Below are 18710 nucleotides of genomic sequence, written 5' to 3'. Positions count from 1 at the left end.
AGGGGGGCACATGCAATGGGATTGAAAATAAAAAAACATAAAATCGTTGCGATCATGCTGGCCGTGATGCTGATGTTTCTTGCCGCTTGCGGCAGCAATAACAGTACCGGTCCCGCCGGCAGCTCATCATCCTCCGGCGGCGGGGATCAGCCTGTAAAGATAGGGGCTATTCTGTCCTTTTCCGGAAATTTTGCTCCATTGTCTGAAAGTATTAAACAAGGAATGGAGCTGTATTTTGAGCTGAACGGCAATAAAATCGGCAACCGTCCTGTAACCATCAAATACGAGGATGACGAAGCCAGTCCTCAAGTCGCCCTCCGCAAATACCGGCAGCTGGTCGAAAGCGAGAAAGTCGATATCCTTGCGGGCCCTATTTCCTCCGCCGTTGTTTACGCACTGCGCGATGTGATCGAGAAGGACAAAGTGGTTTTGATTGATGCCAATGCGGCTGCCAACGATATTTCGTGGGACAAGAAAAGCGATTATATTTACCGCGTCTCCATATCCAACTGGCAGGACGGTACGCCGGGAGCCGAATATATTTATAAAAATATCGGGAAAAGGGCCTACGTCCTTGCACCTGACTATCCGGCCGGCCACGAAACGATAGAGGCCTTTAAGGCGGCCTTCATTCAAGCGGGCGGCGAAATTGTCAAGGAAGCCTGGCCAAAGCTGGGGACGAATGATTACGCCACTTACCTGACGGATATTTTAAACACGAAGCCCGATCTTGTCTTCCCTTTCCTGGCCGGAACCGACGCCATCCGCTTCGTGCAGCAATACGAGCAATTCGGCGTAAAAGGCAAGATTCCATTAACCGGAACCCAGGAGTTTTTGGACCCGTTAGTGACCGACCCGGCCGGAAAAGCCGCTGAAGGAATTATCGGGGCCACGATGTATACCGCTTCACTGGATAATCCGACCAACCATAAGTTTGTCGAAGAGTTTACGAAGAAATACAACAAAACACCGAACTACTTTAATGTTCAAGGATACGATACGGCGCAGGTCATCAGCAAAGCCATAGAGAAGGCGGGCAGTACGAAGTCCGAGGATTTAATCAAGGTGTTGAAGGATATCACTTTCAGCAGCCCGCGCGGCGAACTGGCAATGGATCCGAAAACGCACAATCTGGCTTTGGATATGTATTTGGCGAAAAACGTATGGAAAGACGGAAAGATTGCGCAGGAAATCATGGGAATAGCCGCAAAAGGGCTCAAAATACCGGAAACGCCGCCGGCTAAGACGAATTAACAAGCCATATCCAAGGGGGGCTTGTCCCCCCGTTTTATTATCCAATGCGTCTATGGCCTTGAAGGAAAGAGGAGGATACCATGGCTGGTACAACACTGCTCATGCATATTTTGAATGGTTTGGCCTACGGCATGCTTTTGTTTATGATCGCCGCGGGGCTATCCATTATCTTCGGATTAATGCATATCGTCAATTTGGCACACGGTGCTTTTTACTTGGCGGGAGTATATATCGCCTATACTTTTGTCAAGCAGAACATGGGATTTTGGCCTTCCTTGCTCATATCGATAATCATTGTTGCCATCCTTGGCATCCTGATGGAGAAATTTCTGCTCGAACGGGTGTACGGCAAGGAGCTTGAGCAGGTACTGCTGACGTTCGGGCTTGCCTTTATATTTGCCGATCTGGTGAAGTGGATCTGGGGAACGAGCCCTTTGACACTGCCTGTTCCGGCTGCGCTGGATGCTTCAATGAACTTGGGGGTGATCACGTTCCCGGCGTACCGGATTTTTGTTATCTTCGTCGGCTGTCTTCTTGCGGTTCTGCTGTGGTATATGGAAAATAAAACGCGCATCGGCGCCATCATACGGGCCGGAGTGGATGACCGGGAAATGCTGTCCGCGCTTGGCATTCATATTAAAATCGTATTTACCTCCATATTCGCGGTGGGAGCCGCGCTGGCTGGTTTAAGTGGTGTATTGGGCGGGCCGATCATGGGGATGTATGTGGGCATCGATTCGGAAATCTTGATTTCATCCCTCGTCATTGTCGTGGTTGGCGGTCTCGGAACATGGAAAGGGGCCTTTATAGGGGCGATTTTAATCGGCGTCGTCGATACGTTGGGACGTGTCTGGTTCCCTTCGTTTACGATGGCCATGGTTTTTGCCATTATGATCATTGTTTTATTGCTGAAGCCTAACGGCCTGTTTGGAAGGGGGGCTCATGCTTGAAAAAAAGCACCTTATCGCTTAGCGCCGCCCTTGTCGTTTTTACCCTGCTGCTGCCCCTTGTTCTTTCGTCGTATGGCCTGAAATTGACAAGCGAAGTGCTGATTATGGCCATTTTTGTCATGAGCCTCGGGCTGATTATCGGCTTTGCGGGGCTTGTATCGCTGGGGCACGCCGCTTTTTTTGGAGTAGGCGCTTATGCGGTGACATTGATTGGCGAACACTTGGACAATACTTATGTGCTGCTCCTTGCGGCTATTGTTTTATCGGGGTTCGCCGCTTTCGTTTCCGGATTGCTGTTTATCCGTTCGTCGGGAGCATATTTTTTAATGATTACGTTGGCGTTCGGGCAGATGCTGTACGCCATTGCGTATAAAATGGAGAATTTGACCGGGGGGGTTGACGGTAAGGCGGTTGCGGCGAGCTTCAACCTAGGTTCAGGCGAAATTCACAGCCGACTGGGATTTTACTATGCAGCCGCTGTGGCATTTCTTGTGAGTTATTTTTTGCTCCGCGCATTGATCTCATCACCGTTAGGAAAAGGCATTAAAGGGATAAAGGAAAACGAATTGCGCATGACGGCGCTCGGATACAATACGCGGCATTACAAGCTGATCGTGTATTCCTTGTCCGGCATGATGGCCGGCTTTGCGGGCGGACTTTATGCCTACTTTAATGAATACGTTTCGCCCGATCTGCTGCATTGGGGTTACTCCGGCCAAGCGCTGATCATGGTTATCGTAGGCGGCGTCGGAACCTTGATCGGGCCGGCTGTCGGCGCGGGCTTTTTCGTCATTCTGCAAAATTATATCAGCTCCTATACGGACCGTTGGCCGATCGTGATGGGCTTGATTTTTGTCGCCATCGTGCTTTATGGACGGGGAGGGGTCATTCACATCGCAGATTTGGTATGGAGCAAAATCAGACCCAAACGGAGTACCAAACGGGATAACCCTGTGCTTCCAAAGGAGGAGAACGGCTTTGAGTCTGCTAAAGGTTGAACGTCTGTACAAATCGTTTAAAGGATTGCAGGTGTTGAAGGATGTATCTCTGGAAGTGCAGGCCGGTGAGCGTCATGTCCTGATCGGACCAAACGGAGCCGGAAAAACGACGCTTTTTAATTGTATTACCGGGACTTTGCCGATCGATGAAGGAAGCGTTGAGGTGAACGGCAGACAAATCAGCGGCCTTCCCGCCTTTACGGCTGTCCGTGTCGGGATGTCCAGAACCTTTCAAAAAAATAATCTGTTCGGCAGCTTGACCGTTGAAGAAAACGTGCATCTGGCCATCATCGCATGCAAGCCGTACCGGTTTAACTTTTTTAAGCCCTACTACCAATATAATGAATTGTTAACAGAAGCCGAAGAACTGCTGAAGCAGTGGAATCTTTGGGAACGCCGCGGCCGCATCGTCAATGAGCTTTCTTACGGCGAACAAAGGCTGCTGGAAGTGCTGCTCGCCCTGGCCTGCAAACCGCAAATTCTGCTCCTCGACGAGCCGACATCGGGCATGTCTCCCGCGGAGACGGTTCAAACCACCAAGCTCATTCAGAGCATGCCGCGTTCCATTACCCTGCTGGTCATTGAGCATGATATGGAAGTGGTGTTTTCGATTGCCGACCGCATCACCGTTTTGCACCACGGTGAAGTGTTTTTAAGCGGCGCTCCGGAGGAAATTCGCGGCGACGAGCGGGTCAGGGATATTTACTTCGGGGGAGGTAAGCTGCAGCATGCTGAAGCTTGACGAAGTTCATACGTATTACGGAAACAGTCATATTTTGCAGGGCCTCTCCTTTGAAGTGCCCCAAGGGAAGTGCGTGGCTCTTCTCGGCCGGAATGGAGCGGGCAAAACGACCACGATTCATTCCATCGCCGGCTTGACGCCCCCGCGCAAGGGAACCATTACGTATAGGGGCAAACCGGTTTCCGGGCTGCCGTCTTACAAAATCGCGCGCCTTGGCATCGGATTGGTGCCCCAGGGAAGGCGCATTTTCCCTTCGTTGACCATCCGGGAGAATTTGACGGTGCCCGCCAAAGACAGCCGGCAGAAGGATAAGGGGCATAAGAGCTGGGATTTGGAGAGCGTGTATGCATTGTTCCCGGTTCTCAGGGAGCGCGAACACAACATGGGTACCCAACTATCAGGCGGGCAGCAGCAAATGCTGGCGATCGGAAGAGCATTAATGACCAATCCGCAGTTTATCCTGATGGATGAGCCGTCGGAAGGATTAGCTCCCGTCATGATTGAACAGGTGGGGGATATCATTAAAAAATTGAAGGAAACCGGCCTATCCATTCTGTTGGTAGAACAAAATTTTTATTTGGCATGCGATGCGGCCGATGAAGTCTTGGTGATGAACAAAGGGCAAATCGTGTGGAAGGGTACGCCGGAGGAGCTGTTGGCAAACGAGGACATTCAGCATCAATATTTGGGAGTGTAAGCGAGCGAGGAGACGGCTTCGGCAGTCTCCTTTGTTTCGCTGCGGCTTTTAGCTGACAGAGGTCTTTAACGCAACAACGTTTAATGCCGCTTTCTATAGCCCAGCCTGACGGAGATTTCGTTGGCGGCGCTAATGATTTTGTGGATGTATCCCTTCAGGTTGGCGGGATTCATGCGATGGGTAGGGCCGATGACGGTCAATGTATTGACCACCTGGTTTGTATAGTCCCGGATGGGTGCTGAAATCGATGTGACCCCTTCTCTCAACTCTTCAACCGATACGGTGTATCCTTGCTCTCTGGCTTTTTTGATGAGGTTGAGGATCGTTTCGGGATCGGTATTCGTTTTTGTCGTGTAGGCTTTCAGCTCACCCCCAAGAATACGCCGGACGACCTGCTCGTCCTGATAGGCGAGCAGCACCCTTCCCGAGCTTGTGCAGTAAGCGGGATTCCTTCTGCCGATATGGGTCAGGATTTGGATGGGATGTTTACACTCAACCTTCTTAATATAGATGACATCCGTGCCGTCCAATACCGCAATATGGCACGTTTCCTGAATGTCGTCCACGAGTTTTTGCAGTACCGGCAAGGATTCCCTTTCAACTTCCAGATTGCTGGTGACGATCGTGTTCAAATTCAAAATCGACAACCCCAGCCGATATTTTTGCGTTTCATGATCCTTGGTGACGAATCCCTCGCTTGCGAGCGTACTCAGCAGTCGGCTGACCGTGCTTTTTCCTAACCCCAGCGATTTGGCCAAATCGGTTACTTTTTTCTCCGGCTCATCCAAGGAAAAGCTGTTTAAAATACGAAGGGCGTTTTTAACGGACGAAAGTACATAATCGTTATGGTTCGAATGGTCCATGGAGCAGTCTCTCCCTTTAGCGCTGTCGCATATTGTTGCATATAAAAGAACACTAATCTTGTATATAGAACAAATGTATCATAGACTCCGTACAACCGCAATCGGTAAAATGGCTGGTATCTTAACGCTTCGCGGCCGAAGTGGACGCAGCCCGGCAAGAGATATAGAATGAAATGGGGATCGCCGGGAAGCCTGTCAGGCGCTATCCCAAGATGACATAATAAATATCGGAAAGGAAGTCCATATGATACGTTTTGCTGTTATCGGAACCAACTGGATCACGGAGGAGCTCATCAAGGCGGCCCGGGAAATCGAAGACTTCGCCTTGACGGCTGTGTATTCCCGTACGGAAGAGAAGGCCAAGGAATTTGCGGCCAAGCATGATATTCCTCACCTATTTACGGACTTGGGGAAGATGGCGCAAAGCGATGTGTTCGATGCGGTTTATATTGCCAGCCCGAATTCATTTCATGCGCAGCAAGCGATTCTCTGCATGAGTCACGGCAAGCATGTATTGTGCGAAAAGCCGATAGCCTCCAATACCCAAGAATTGCGTAACATGATAGCGGCGGCGAAAGAGAATCATGTCCTGCTCATGGAAGCCTTAAAGTCAACGCTGCTTCCGAATTTTCAGGCCATCCGGGAGCACTTGCATAAAATAGGTCCGGTACGCCGTTATTTTGCCGGCTATTGTCAATATTCCTCGCGCTATGACGCCTATAAGCAGGGAACCGTTTTGAATGCGTTCAATCCTGTTTTTTCTAATGGTTCTTTGATGGATTTAGGCGTGTATTGCATCTATCCTATGGCGGTGCTGTTCGGGAAGCCGGAACAGATCAAGGCCTCCGGCATCCTGCTCGGGTCCGGGGTGGACGGGGAAGGAAGCATACTGATGAAGTACAAGGAGATGGAGGCGGTCATCATGCACTCCAAAATTTCAAGCTCTTGCCTGCCGTCCGAAATTCAAGGAGAATACGGCACCATGATCATCGATAAAATCAACCAGCCGGAAAAAGTGGAAATCCGCTATAGAGACGGCAAGGTTGAAGAGCTGACGCGGCCCCAAAGAAGCCAATCGATGTATTATGAGGTCAAAGAATTTATCGACTTGTTGAAAGCCGGGAGAACGGAATCGGCGACGAATTCTCATGCCCATTCCATGACCACTTTGGAAATTATGGACGAGGCCAGACAACAAATCGGACTTCAATTCCCGGCGGATCAGGAAAAATAATCCGAACTTGCCATTCGGTGCAGGCTGTGATAAGATGTAATAAAGCTGTGATAAACGAATCCAAAAGCAAGCTGCTCTTAACAAGTGTTGAGAGCAGCTTTTCTTTTTTGGACCAAAGGAGAAGGAAAACGATGAATTTTCGCAAAAAGTCATTAGAGGAAATCCCTGAGGAATACACAAGGATTTGGTCTTGCGAGACGGAAGGCTGTAATGGATGGATACGGGACAACTTTGCTTTCGAGTATGTGCCAACTTGCTGGAAGTGCCTCTCCCCCATGACTAGCAGCATGAAGATGCTGCCTCTCCTTGTAAATTCGAATGGCGATCTGAAATCGCTCAAGAAAGGCATACGGATTTCATAGCCTCTGGCAGCAGTTTTCTTCCCGGATTGCGTTTATTTCAGATACCTAAAACCGTACAAGCAGCAGGATGCTTGTAAGAACTCTCCCATATTGGAGTTGGATGAACCATGTATCCTATCATTGATGCTCACGTGCATTTGGATTTATATGAACCGGCGGTGCTGGAGAAACTGCTTCAATCCTGTGATTTATATCGGATTCAAGGGCTGCTGACGGTTTCGATGAATGCGGAATCGTGCCTGCGCAATCTCCGGTTGAAGCGTCAGCTCCCGCATGCTGTTTTTCCCGCATTCGGCTATCATCCGGAGCAGGCGCCGCCTGCCGAAGAAGATATGGAAAATTTATTCGAATGGATGGATCGGCACCGGGATGAAATGATGGCGATCGGCGAGATCGGACTTCCCTATTACATGCGTAAAGCGGCGGAGAACAGAGGCGAGCATTTCAATGATGAGCCCTATTTGCTTCTGTTGGAACGCTTTGTTCAGTTGGCTGTCCGGCTGGATAAACCGGTGGTGCTGCATGCCGTATATGAGGATGCGGAAAGGGTATGCGATTTGCTAGAGAAGCAAGGAGCAGAGAAAGCTCATTTCCACTGGTTCAAGGGAAGCGGGAAGACAATGGCAAGGATGATGAAGAGAGGCTATTACGTTTCGGTAACGCCTGATGTGGTATACAAGCCGGAGATTCAAGCGGTGGTTCGTGCGTACCCGCTCGAACTTCTGATGGTGGAAACGGACGGTCCGTGGCCTTTTCGAGGCGTATTCGAGGGTCAAACGACCCATCCGCGTATGATTCGTGAATCCATTAGGCAAATATCTATGCTGAAGGGAATGCCGGAACAAGAAGCAGCGATGGTGTTATTCGAAAATACACGGCGCTTTTACAATCTGCCGTTGTAATCGATACACAGGTCTAGAACCATATAAATCTCCTGATCATATGATATTTCTATAAAACATAGGAGGTGGGATATATGGATAAATTTCTGACCTATGTAGGCGGGTTGATAGGTGGATATGCACTGATTAAAGTGCCGGTAGAAGAAATCACAGCACTGTCCGGTTTAAATACAATCCTCGACGTAGTCGGCTCTCTGGCCGTCATCGTTTTTGGAGGAACATTGGTCGTTCGCGGCGTTTTATCGCTTTTAGGAAAATAATTACAAAGCAAAAACTCCGTTTATTCAATCCTTTAACAGCTGCCTATGTTAAGGGATTTTTTTTATTGCTATTATATCTCCTAACCAATTATACGGTTTCTTTTAGATTGCTATTTTGTCTGGAACAAGGCAGGCTCAATGTATTCTCCCGAATCAACATGAAGCATGACATAGACTTAATATAAAATCATGCAACTTCGGAACTTTTTGGAACGGATTGCGTAAATAGATTTCAGAAAGCCATTGAAAAAATAACAAATACGGAGTGTGATAGGGATGAATCGACGGCCCCATCGCGGGAGATTCAAAGGCAAGCTGGTGATGCTGTCCGCGCTCAGCTTAAGTCTTCTTCCGTTAACGGCTCATGCGAACGAGATCAGTACGGGCACCAGTTTGGCGGCTGCAGCTTCCGTCAGCGGTTTTAATGCTTCCTCCGGAACTGCACCTTCTGCTGCCAAGGAAGCAAAACAGGTGAAAGCGGAGGCCAAGATTACGAAGGATGAAGCGGTCGCCATCGTGAGAAAACTTTTTCCGAAATTGCAGGATGCGCAGCCGGTACGTGTGGAGCTTGGAGATTCCCACTCGTATCCTCCCCAATATCAGAACGTTTGGACCATCGGCTGGCAGATTACATTCGGCAACAGCAGCTACGGCTTCGACAGTAAAGTCGACTCGATCACCGGCGATCTTCTGCAAACCCATCTGCATTTCCCGACGGATGAGGGCAATGAAGCGTACTATCCGCCGAAGGTTTCCAAAGAAGAGGCGCTGGGGCTGGCCAAAGCATTTATTCAGAAAGCTTCACCGACCTTATCGCTTGACAGCCTGAAGCCCGTGGACCAGTCTCCATACACCAATCAGGCGCTTTTCGGTCCGGTGCAGTATGAATTTTCTTTTACCACTTTAGTTCATGGATTGGCCCATCCCGGGGGACATATTTCAGTAACGATCAACGGCAACGGAGAGGTCACAGGCTATTACCGGAACGTGGTTACTGCCGATTATCCATCTCCTGAGCCCGCCATCACCCCGGAAGAGGCCGCCAAGAAGTTCGTGCCCCTAAGGGATTTAACCCTGCAGTATGTCCCGGTGAATCAGCCGAATTTCAAGGGCAAGAGCTGGTTTCTCGGTTGGGTGCAGCCTTTTTATGCCGACTTAAGTATCGATGCACAAACCGGTGAATACATTAACTTCACGGGTGCAGTCGTTCAGCCTGAAAAGGTTCAATATAAAGACATTCAAAAGACGGATAAACTGTTTACCGTGACAACGGGCAAAGGCGAAAACCAATTATTGACAGGTGAGCAGGCGGCGGAGCTTGTCGAGCGAGTAGCGTCCATTCCGGGCAATCGCACGAGATCCACGCAGAGCCTTAATACATATTGGTCGGACGTGAATAAGAAGGTTTGGAATATTACCTGGATGGAAGCGGCGCCTGCCGGTCCTTATCCTTATAGCGGTCAAACAAACGCCGTGGTGGATGCGCGAACCGGACAAATTCTGGAGTTCCGCGTGGATCGTATGGCTCCCCCATGGACCAATCCAAAGCCGGATACGGAGAAGACAACGGCTGCAATCTCTCAGGCTGAAGCCGAAAAGAAGGCTTTGGCTCTGATTAACGAGTTGTATCCGAATGCGTCGGAAGAATTAAAATGGCTGTCCTCCGATCCGTATGCCGCACCGGCGGGAGATGAACAAACCTTTGGATTCCGATTCCAGCGATTCTATAAGGGGATCCCTGTCGGAGGGGATTCCGTGAGCATTATATTGGATGCCCAGGGCCAATTGAAGAGCTATCAGAGCACGCGTTCAGATCAATTGGAAGCGGGTACGGCTTCCCTTGCAGCGAATATAACGAAAGCTCAGGCTGAAGCCATCTTTTTGGAGGGCATATCACAGGAATTGCAGTACAAAAACTTTGGCGGTTTTTATACGGACAGTCAATACGTGGAGCCCGATATCAAGCTGGTCTATCAACAAACGTACAAAGACAGTGCGAAAAACGGTTATGTGATCGATGCGGCGAACGGCCGGTGGCGGGCTACCTTCGTCAATCCTGTGAGCACCGTTGAAAGCCCGGTGGAAATGCCTGTCGATATTGCGGGGCATTGGGCACAGAAAGATTTGGAGACGATGATCCGGCACAACATCTTATCCGCAGATTCAAGCGGCCAATTGCATCCTGATAAGACGATCACGTTAGGCGATTGGCTTCTTATGGTGTCTCAGGCGGTACATCCGCATTATGCGAATTCCTATTATGACAGAAATGCCAAGCCGGCGTTCGAAGATATCGACGAGCAGAGTCCTTACTATGCAGCCGCCCAGCTTTTTGTTCAGTTGAAGTGGCTTGATCCGAAGAAAACGCCGCAGCTTCGTCCGGAGGAAGCTCTAACGAAGGAAAAGCTGGCGGTTCTGCTGACTCAAATGATCAAGTACAATAAGCTTGCGGAACAACTGCAGCAGAATCCGCAGTTGAATTTCGAGGATTCGGAACTCATTGCCGAGAAAGGCGCCGTCTGGCTGATCACTCAGCTGGGTGTGCTCGATGGTTCCGTCCGGAAGTTCAATCCGCAGGGAGAAGTGACCAAAGCCCAAGCGGCAACCGCTCTGATGAGACTTGTTCATTTACAGGGCAAACTGGACCAGAAGATAGCCATGTAATGTCCTGATCCGGCAGTCCAAACCTTTTTTATAGGAGGTTTGGACTGTTTTTTTGTTGCATATCTGCCGGGACCGTGTGATAATATGGGGTTGTCATATGGAAGAAAAGTCTTCTCGATTTTGATTATCATGGAGGCAAAATCATAGTGGAGCGTTACCCTTTTACTTATGATCATTCTCAACCGTTCATCCGGCAGGCCGGCGAATGGATAGCTGATGTCTTTTACGATATTCTGCCGGAAGCAGGTTTCGAAGTCCGCGATGAACAGATTTATATGGCTTTCCAATTGGAACGGGCGTTTGCCGAGAAACAAACCATTTTTGCGGAGGCGGGAGTGGGGACGGGGAAAACGCTTGTTTATTTGTTATATGCGATTTGTTACGCCCGTTATATGCGAAAGCCGGCTGTGATCGCCTGTGCGGACGAGTCTTTAATTGAACAACTGGTCAAGCCGGAAGGGGATATCGTAAAGCTGGCGAAGCACCTGAGCCTGGCCGTTGACGCCAGGCTGGGGAAGTCTGCGGACCAGTATCTTTGTCTGGTCAAGCTGGACAAAGCGAGATTCAGGGACGAGGATGCGGAAATGTTCGAGCAATTATACGAAGAGCTGCCCGGGTTTGTTCATTCTCATGAAACCCTGCAATCGTTTTATGCTTACGGCGACCGGAAGCAATATCCGAATTTGAATGACGAGCAATGGAGCAAGATCAATTGGGATGCTTTCCAGGATTGCTTCGTATGCGACAAAAGGCACCGCTGCGGGCAAACGCTCTCCCGCGAGCATTACCGCCGATCTGCCGATTTGATCATTTGTTCGCACGATTTTTACATGGAGCATGTGTGGACGTATGAGAGCAGGAAGCGGGAAGGGCAGCTGCCGCTGCTGCCGGATCACTGTGCGGTCGTATTTGATGAAGGGCATTTGCTGGAATCTGCCGCGCAGAAGGCGCTGACCTATAAATTAAAGCATGACGTGTTTGAAGAACTGATTACCCGGCTGCTGCAGGGGGAAATACGCGAATCATTGGCTGTGCTCATTGACGAGGCGATTGCGCAAAGCGAGACGATGTTTGACTGGTTAAGGCGCCGGAGCAGAGAGATTCCCGGTTCGGACCGGAAGGAGCTTCTGCTCGACGATCGGCTGCTTCAGGAAATACACCGGTTCCGGACGGTGCTTGCAGCGATTGAAGAAGAGCTCGTGTTTGAAAGCGGTCTTCACACCTTGAATGAATATCAGCTCCGCATTGTCGAAGAGCATCTTGAAATGATGCAGAAAGCATTGAGTCTTTTCCAGCGATCGGAGTCATTGGTATGCTGGTTGACGGAAAGCGGGAGCGGAGCGGCTTTGGTGATCATGCCGAGAACCGTCAAGGAAGTGCTTCGGGAGCGGGTGTTTGGCTCGAGCATGCCTATCGTTTTTTCATCGGCCACATTATCCGTGGAGGGCTCCTTCCGTTATGTAGCGGAAAGTCTCGGGATCGAGCAATATTTGTCCTTTTCCGTTGACTCTCCATATGAATACGAACGGCAAATGGAAGCGATCGCGCCTCTTTGGTCTGCCGGCGGGACATTTTCGGAGAAAATGGAGGCCGCTGTCTCGCTGCTCGAACGAACGGAAGGAAGAGCGCTGCTGTTGTTTCCGGCGAAAGCCGAACTGCAGCGGTTTAAACGGGAGATTGCGTCGTATCCCGAACTCTTCGGGAAAATGCGCTTCTTGTTTGAAGGCGATCAGGAAATCAGCCATCTTATCGCTTCTTTTCAGCATGACGAAACGAGTGTTCTATGCGCCGTCAGCTTGTGGGAGGGACTCGACGTACCGGGGCCGTCCTTGTCCAATGTCATCATATGGTCGCTGCCTTTTCCGCCTCAAGATCCGGTCTTTATGGCCAAACGCAGCGCGGCGGAGTCTCCTTTTGAAGAGGTCGATCTGCCTTATATGCTGCTGAGGCTCCGGCAAGGGATGGGACGATTGATTCGCTCCCGTGAGGATCGGGGGATCGTGGCCATTCTATGTGCAGAGCTGCACAGGCAGCCCATGCTGCGGGCCCGCGTTGAAGCTGTGCTGCCGCCGGGGGTTTCTCTCAAAAATTCGCTAGCTTAGGGGACAGTTGGTAAACTTTGTGTCATGAAATCTCATTGTATCCGTGTTACAATGGTTTCCGTTCCTGTTTAGGAATGCGACATCAAAAAGGCCGAAGCTTAATTTGTAAGCGCGGGGGAACCCATATCCTTGGGGTGAAGCCACTATGGTGGCCGGGTGGTTGCTCTTTGACCCGAATCCGTCAGCTAACCTCGCAGGCCGTAAAAAGGAGAGGAATGCAGTGAAAGGTTTTAAGAAGTTGGTTTTGACAGGTGTTTTGGCACTTGGCCCGATCATTGGCGCCGGCGCGGTTTCAGCTGCTCCGTCGCACACGGTATCAAGCAACGATACCCTGTGGGCGATCTCCCAGAAATACGGTATCAGCCTGAAATCGCTTATTACGGTGAATCCGCAATTGTTTAACCCAAATCTAATATGGCCAGGAATTGTGCTTAATATTCCAGGTAAGTCAACGGGTATAGGTTCGGGTTACGGTTCAGGTTACGGTACAGGTTCAGGTTACGGTACAGGTTCAGGTAAAGGCTCGGGTTACGGTTCGGGTAACGGATCGCAGCAGGGAACAGGAACAGACAGCACGACACAGTCTTCTTATGCCAGCCAAGTGGTAAATTTGGTGAACCAGGAACGTGCCAAAGCCGGTTTAAGCCCGCTTGCCAGCGACAGTGCATTGACGAAGGTGGCTTTAGACAAGGCAAAGGACATGTATGAAAAAGGTTATTTTGACCATAATTCTCCTACCTATGGGTCTCCTTTTGATATGATGCGCTCTTATGGCATCCGTTATACCTACGCGGGTGAAAATATTGCCAAAGGGCAAAGAACACCGCAAGAGGTAATGGATTCATGGATGAACAGTCCGGGACACCGTCAAAACATTATGAGCCCGAACTTCAACAAAATCGGAGTGGCTTATTATAATGGCGTGTGGGTACAGATGTTTATCAAAAATTAATTCGGACTAAAAGAACAGACTGCTGAGAATGTCTCAGCAGTCCTTTTGTTTGCCATGATATTTTAATGCGACATAGCTTCTGCCGGATTAAAGACGGTATTGGTCAGTCCTTTTGCGGAACGGCATTCGTCCTGGACGTTTTATGCAGGCTTCAATGAAATCCATAATACCGGCAAATGCGGAATGGAATCGGCCGAGGAAGTGACGCCTGCCGTACTGAATTGGATTGAGCACAATGCCCGGAAGGACAACTGGTTTCTTTATGTGAACTATTGGGACCCTCATACGCCGTACCGGGCGCCGGAAGATTTCGGCAATCCGTTTGCCGGCGATCCTCTGCCGGCGTGGATTGCAGCCTCCCTGCTGAAGGGTCAGGAGGCGGGACGCGACTATCTGGTCGTTTCGCAATGTGCGCACGTCTGCCAAAGAAGCGTTCGTTTCGGGTCATGGCTCTATGTCCGAACGTATCATGACGGGTACCATTTATTCGATCAAGAGATGCTATTCGATCTCGACAGCGATCCTTATGAGCAAACGAATCTGGCTGCGGAGCATCGCCAAGTTTGCCGAGATGCGGTATATTATTTAAATGAGTGGCATGACCACATGATGGAGACGATGCCTTTCGATACAGATCTGCTCTGGACGGTGATGAAAGAGGGAGGACCTTATCATGCCAAAGGATTTTTGCCGAAGTATGCGCAGTGGTTGGAACAGACAGGACGCGGTCATGCGATTACAGAGCTAAAACGGAGACATCCTGCGGAATTCGGTCATGGCCGTCCGAAGGGATAAGACCTCCGTTGAACGGTGGAGGAGGATTGAAATGAATGGAAAAAAACCGTGCTGCTGCACGGCCGGCAGAGAGGTTTCGGGCCAGCCGGATTCTCATTCTTTGCCCTTGCAGGGCAAACGCTCGGCCAAAGATCCTAAAGAAGGCATGATTTATTTGCCCGGCGGTGAATTTTTAATGGGAACCGCGGATCAGGAAGGGTTTGCCCAAGATGGCGAAGGCCCCGTTCGTTCGGTTAGACTGGATTCTTTTTATATCGATCCTTACGCGGTGAGCAATGCAGAATTTAAAGCATTTGTCGATGCTACCGGTTATCGCACGGAAGCGGAGGTTTTTGGCTGGTCCTTTGTGTTTCATTTGTTCGTTTCCGCCGAAACGGCGAAAGGTGTGACGCAAGCGGTTCAGCAGACCCCCTGGTGGTGGGTTGTGAACGGCGCATGCTGGAAGCATCCGGAAGGTCCGGATTCTCACATTGATGACCGCATGGACCATCCGGTGATCCATGTTTCCTGGAATGATGCGAATGCCTACTGCCAATGGGCCGGCAAACGGCTGCCGACCGAAGCGGAATGGGAGTACGCGGCAAGAGGAGGTCTTGTGCAAAAACGTTATCCGTGGGGAGATGTCCTCAAACCGGATGGGGAGCATCGCTGCAATATTTGGCAGGGCAAGTTTCCGGATAAAAACAACTGCAGCGACGGGTATGCGGGAACCGCGCCTGTCCATGCGTTTAAACCCAACGGTTACGGATTATATAATGTTTCCGGGAACGTATGGGAATGGTGCTCGGATTGGTTTGCTGCGAATCATACGGCAGACCCGCTTGTTAACCCGCTTGGTCCGGCGACGGGTCAGGAAAAAGTGCTGCGCGGAGGTTCCTATTTGTGCCACAAATCGTATTGTAACCGGTACAGAGTCGCTGCGCGCAGTAAAAATACACCGGATAGTTCCACGGGCAATATCGGTTTTCGCTGTGCTGCCGATGCCTGATAGGGAACAAAGAACGAACCAGGCTGTCGTGGTCTCCCCACGGCAGCCTTTTAAATTACTGTTGATGATCATTAGAGGATATGATAGATTTTAGTGGACGTGGAAATGAATGGTAGGGGGAAATGGATGATGAAGCACCCGAATTGTGGTTCAGCGGCTACGAAAGCGAGCACGATAACGGACTGAACAAATTTATGTTCCGTACACCTTGAACGAATACGTGTTTGAAAAGAACGGAAAGATTTATACCGTGACGATCCGGATTAACGACGCCGTCAAGACCGATGCGCAGTGGAAACGGCTGACGGAGGCGTTCGGCTCGATGCAGTTTTTCAAAAAATGAAAGCCATTCTTGTGAAAAAGAGCCATTGCGGCTCTTTTTCGGCGTTTACGGGGAAACGTAAAGCACGGGATTCTTTCGTATACCTGACATAAGCCAAGTTTGTCTGCGCATATACAATACGGAATGCTTTGTCTTTCAAGCGTTTCAAAGTTGCACGGATGCCATGCGAGGCTTGATAACAAATATCGGAGAGTGTTATGATTAATTTATTTGAGACATTGAGACATAAGGATGCTGATGGAGTTGACTAAAGTAAACATAAATGGGCTTGACATCCATTATTCCGTTGTCGGCACAGGGCATGAGGTGGTGATGCTGCACGGTTGGGGAACCAATCTGCAAACCTTTCATGCGATTCAGCAGCATTTATCCCGGCATTTTAAAGTGTATGCATTCGATTTTCCCGGCTTCGGAGAAAGCGATACTCCTCCCGAGCCGTGGGGGGTTACTGAATATACGAATCTGCTCGCTTCATTCATACAGTCGATGGGGATCGATAATCCGATACTGATCGGCCATTCCTTCGGCGGAAGGGTCTCAATTCGATATGCTGCTGCGAATCCTGTAAGGAAAATGATATTGACCGGAAGCGCGGGAATCAAGCCGAAACGCAGCCTGAATTATTATGTAAAGATATATTCGTTCAAAACGGCCAAACAATTGCTCAAGCTCCCGGGCCTAAACCGGTATTCGGAGCGCATATTGAACCGGATGCGAGCCAAATTCGGCTCCAGCGACTATAAGAATGCATCAGGCGTAATGCAGCAGACGCTGACCAAAGTCGTCAACGAGGATCTGCGGCACCATCTTCCTCATATCAAGGCATCGACCTTATTGATCTGGGGCGAGAACGATACGGCTACCCCTGTTGCGGACGGAAAATTGATGGAACAAATGATACCGGATGCCGGTCTGGTCGTGCTGAAGAACGCCGGTCATTTTTGCTATTTGGAAAAAGGCCGCGAGTTCATCGTCATCGTAGACCATTTTTTGGCGAAGGATAAGGGAGGCAGCCATGTTTGAGCTTGTTCTTGCGTTAGCGTCGCTGTTATGGCTGGGGCATGCTGTCCTGCGTCTTCTAAACGGCGTACATATGCTTCAATTGAATTCTTACCGCAATGAGCGGTTTATGGGCTGGTTTAAAGGCCACGTGAAGGAACGGCTGTCCTTAAGAGAGTGGCTTCCGTTATTGTCTTTTGCCGCCCTGCTGTTCCAAGCGCCGATGCTTGGTTTAATTCTTTGGACGCTGCTATATGCGATGCTGATATGGCTGCGGCCCAGGAAACAGGAGAAAAAGAAGCTGGTCTATACGGCCAGGGTCAAGCGGCTGCTTGTGACGATTGGCGTTTTGGTAGCGGCGGCTTTGGCGGTTTCCCTAACCTTTGCATCCGCCGGAAACAGCCTTGCACCGTTCATCATATTGTTCGTCGTCGCGCTGCTGTCCGACATGGTGGTGTTGTTGGCCAATACGATGAACCTGCCTGTCGAAAACCGGATCAACCGCTACTATTTGAACGATGCTGCGCAGATTGTGCGGCAGATGAAGCATTTGACGGTGATCGGCATTACCGGTTCGTATGGCAAAACAAGCGTGAAGCATTTTCTGAATACACTGCTCAGTCAAGTGTACGAGGTGCTGGTGACGCCGGAAAGCTACAATACGCCGATGGGCGTAACCAAGACGATCCGGTCGATGCTGCGTCCTACGCACCGGTTTTTCATTACCGAGATGGGGGCCAAGCAAACCGGCGATATCCGCGAGCTGTGCGAACTGGTCAGTCCCAAGATCGGCATTCTGACCGCCGTCGGGCCCCAGCATCTGGAGACGTTCAAGACACTGGAGAATGTGCAGCGGACCAAATTCGAGCTTGGAGAGAGCCTTCCGCCGGACGGCATCCTGTTTATGAACATGGATGACGAGAATATCGCATCCTACCGCGGGAATATTGCGGCAAGAAAAGTAAGTATCGGAATTCACCGGCAGGATGTCGATTATCGTGCTCAAAATATACAATACACCGGCAAAGGCGCAGCGTTCGAGCTCGTGAAGCCGGACGGATCGGTTCTTGCCTGTGAGACGAGCCTGCTTGGCGAGCATAATATCTATAACCTTCTTCTGAGCATGGCCGTCAGCCTTGAGCTTGGGGTTCCCGAGGAAAAACTGGCGCTGCTCGTGAAGCGGATCAAGCCGGTAAAACACAGGCTGGAGCTCAAGAAATTATCCGACAAAATCACGATACTGGACGACAGCTTCAATTCCAATCCGGTCGGTTCCAAAGCGGCTCTGGATGTATTGGCCCAGATGCCGGGCAAACGGATCCTGATTACGCCGGGGATGATCGAGCTCGGGGAGCAGGAATATGAGCTTAACCGCAAGTTTGGCATTCATGCGGCGGGAGCCTGCGATTATATTATACTGGTCGGGCAGAAACAAACCAAGCCGATTCAGGACGGCTTGCGTGAAGCAGGCTACCCGCAGGAGCGGCTGTATATCGCCAGGGATCTTCAGGATGCGCTCAGGCAAATGCATCTTGTAGCCGAACAGGGAAGCATTGTGCTGCTCGAGAATGACCTGCCCGATAATTATAATGAATGATGGGGGAC

The 18710-nt window shown here is 50.2% G+C and carries 17 protein-coding genes, 1 pseudogene and 1 riboswitch; of the genes and pseudogenes, 17 read left to right on the top strand and 1 reads right to left on the bottom strand.

Annotated elements, in window-relative coordinates; translation table 11 throughout:
- Positions 1-15: 15 nt before the first annotated feature.
- From EXW96_RS11140 to EXW96_RS11120, 5 genes are all read left to right on the top strand, one after another.
- A complete protein-coding gene (locus EXW96_RS11140) occupies positions 16-1254 on the top strand; it encodes an ABC transporter substrate-binding protein (protein WP_062406373.1) in 1239 nt (412 codons plus the stop codon).
- 80 nt (positions 1255-1334) lie between these two features.
- A complete protein-coding gene (locus EXW96_RS11135) occupies positions 1335-2204 on the top strand; it encodes a branched-chain amino acid ABC transporter permease (RefSeq protein ID WP_174350560.1) in 870 nt (289 codons plus the stop codon).
- Positions 2201-3202 (top strand): branched-chain amino acid ABC transporter permease, encoded by a 1002-nt coding sequence (locus tag EXW96_RS11130; protein WP_062406377.1) that lies wholly within the window; start codon positions 2201-2203, stop codon positions 3200-3202. Before EXW96_RS11135 ends, EXW96_RS11130 begins: the two co-directional genes overlap by 4 nt.
- On the top strand, positions 3183-3944 hold the full coding sequence (locus EXW96_RS11125) for an ABC transporter ATP-binding protein (protein ID WP_074728045.1): 762 nt from the start codon (positions 3183-3185) through the stop codon (positions 3942-3944). Before EXW96_RS11130 ends, EXW96_RS11125 begins: the two co-directional genes overlap by 20 nt.
- Entirely contained in the window at positions 3931-4641 is a 711-nt protein-coding gene (locus EXW96_RS11120; protein ID WP_074728043.1) for an ABC transporter ATP-binding protein, read from the top strand. Before EXW96_RS11125 ends, EXW96_RS11120 begins: the two co-directional genes overlap by 14 nt.
- An 80-nt stretch (positions 4642-4721) precedes the next feature.
- Here the strand turns inward: EXW96_RS11120 and EXW96_RS11115 are convergent, their stop codons facing one another.
- Positions 4722-5504, bottom strand: a complete 783-nt coding sequence (locus EXW96_RS11115) for an IclR family transcriptional regulator (RefSeq protein ID WP_074728041.1) — start codon at positions 5502-5504, stop codon at positions 4722-4724.
- A gap of 244 nt (positions 5505-5748) precedes the next feature.
- Here EXW96_RS11115 and EXW96_RS11110 point away from each other — a divergent pair, with 244 nt between their 5' ends.
- The 12 genes and pseudogenes from EXW96_RS11110 (at position 5749) to EXW96_RS11060 (ending at position 18702) form a co-directional block, all read left to right on the top strand.
- The gene (locus tag EXW96_RS11110) at positions 5749-6738 is read left to right on the top strand and encodes a Gfo/Idh/MocA family protein (protein WP_174350559.1); all 990 of its coding nucleotides are present in this window, start codon (positions 5749-5751) and stop codon (positions 6736-6738) included.
- A gap of 131 nt (positions 6739-6869) precedes the next feature.
- Complete coding sequence (locus tag EXW96_RS11105) at positions 6870-7100, top strand: cold-shock protein (protein ID WP_054817589.1); 231 nt, start codon at positions 6870-6872, stop codon at positions 7098-7100.
- 107 nt (positions 7101-7207) lie between these two features.
- Entirely contained in the window at positions 7208-8002 is a 795-nt protein-coding gene (locus EXW96_RS11100) for a TatD family hydrolase (RefSeq protein WP_174350558.1), read from the top strand.
- Positions 8003-8076: 74 nt separating this feature from the next.
- Complete coding sequence (locus EXW96_RS11095) at positions 8077-8262, top strand: hypothetical protein (protein ID WP_054817590.1); 186 nt, start codon at positions 8077-8079, stop codon at positions 8260-8262.
- Positions 8263-8538: 276 nt separating this feature from the next.
- The gene (locus EXW96_RS11090) at positions 8539-10926 is read left to right on the top strand and encodes a YcdB/YcdC domain-containing protein (RefSeq protein ID WP_174350557.1); all 2388 of its coding nucleotides are present in this window, start codon (positions 8539-8541) and stop codon (positions 10924-10926) included.
- Positions 10927-11072: 146 nt separating this feature from the next.
- Positions 11073-13028 carry an ATP-dependent DNA helicase gene (locus EXW96_RS11085; RefSeq protein ID WP_174350556.1) on the top strand — a complete coding sequence of 652 codons (1956 nt, stop codon included), beginning with the start codon at positions 11073-11075 and terminating at the stop codon, positions 13026-13028.
- 79 nt (positions 13029-13107) lie between these two features.
- Positions 13108-13243, top strand: a riboswitch (cyclic di-AMP (ydaO/yuaA leader).
- 5 nt (positions 13244-13248) lie between these two features.
- Positions 13249-13980, top strand: coding sequence for a CAP domain-containing protein (locus EXW96_RS11080; RefSeq protein ID WP_309225076.1), 732 nt, complete (start codon positions 13249-13251; stop codon positions 13978-13980).
- A gap of 81 nt (positions 13981-14061) precedes the next feature.
- Positions 14062-14775 (top strand): annotated as a pseudogene (locus EXW96_RS11075) (sulfatase); the annotation flags it as partial.
- A gap of 31 nt (positions 14776-14806) precedes the next feature.
- On the top strand, positions 14807-15763 hold the full coding sequence (locus tag EXW96_RS11070; protein ID WP_054817597.1) for a formylglycine-generating enzyme family protein: 957 nt from the start codon (positions 14807-14809) through the stop codon (positions 15761-15763).
- Positions 15764-15971: 208 nt separating this feature from the next.
- Complete coding sequence (locus EXW96_RS28060) at positions 15972-16106, top strand: hypothetical protein (protein WP_256380579.1); 135 nt, start codon at positions 15972-15974, stop codon at positions 16104-16106.
- 243 nt (positions 16107-16349) lie between these two features.
- Positions 16350-17129, top strand: coding sequence for an alpha/beta fold hydrolase (locus tag EXW96_RS11065; protein ID WP_254611340.1), 780 nt, complete (start codon positions 16350-16352; stop codon positions 17127-17129).
- Positions 17122-18702, top strand: coding sequence for a UDP-N-acetylmuramoyl-tripeptide--D-alanyl-D-alanine ligase (locus EXW96_RS11060; protein ID WP_174350554.1), 1581 nt, complete (start codon positions 17122-17124; stop codon positions 18700-18702). Before EXW96_RS11065 ends, EXW96_RS11060 begins: the two co-directional genes overlap by 8 nt.
- Positions 18703-18710: the final 8 nt, after the last annotated feature.

Source organism: Paenibacillus sp. JMULE4, from assembly GCF_013337105.1.
Lineage (GTDB): Bacteria > Bacillota > Bacilli > Paenibacillales > NBRC-103111 > Paenibacillus_G > Paenibacillus_G naphthalenovorans.
This window is presented reverse-complemented; position numbering and strand designations above follow the sequence as displayed.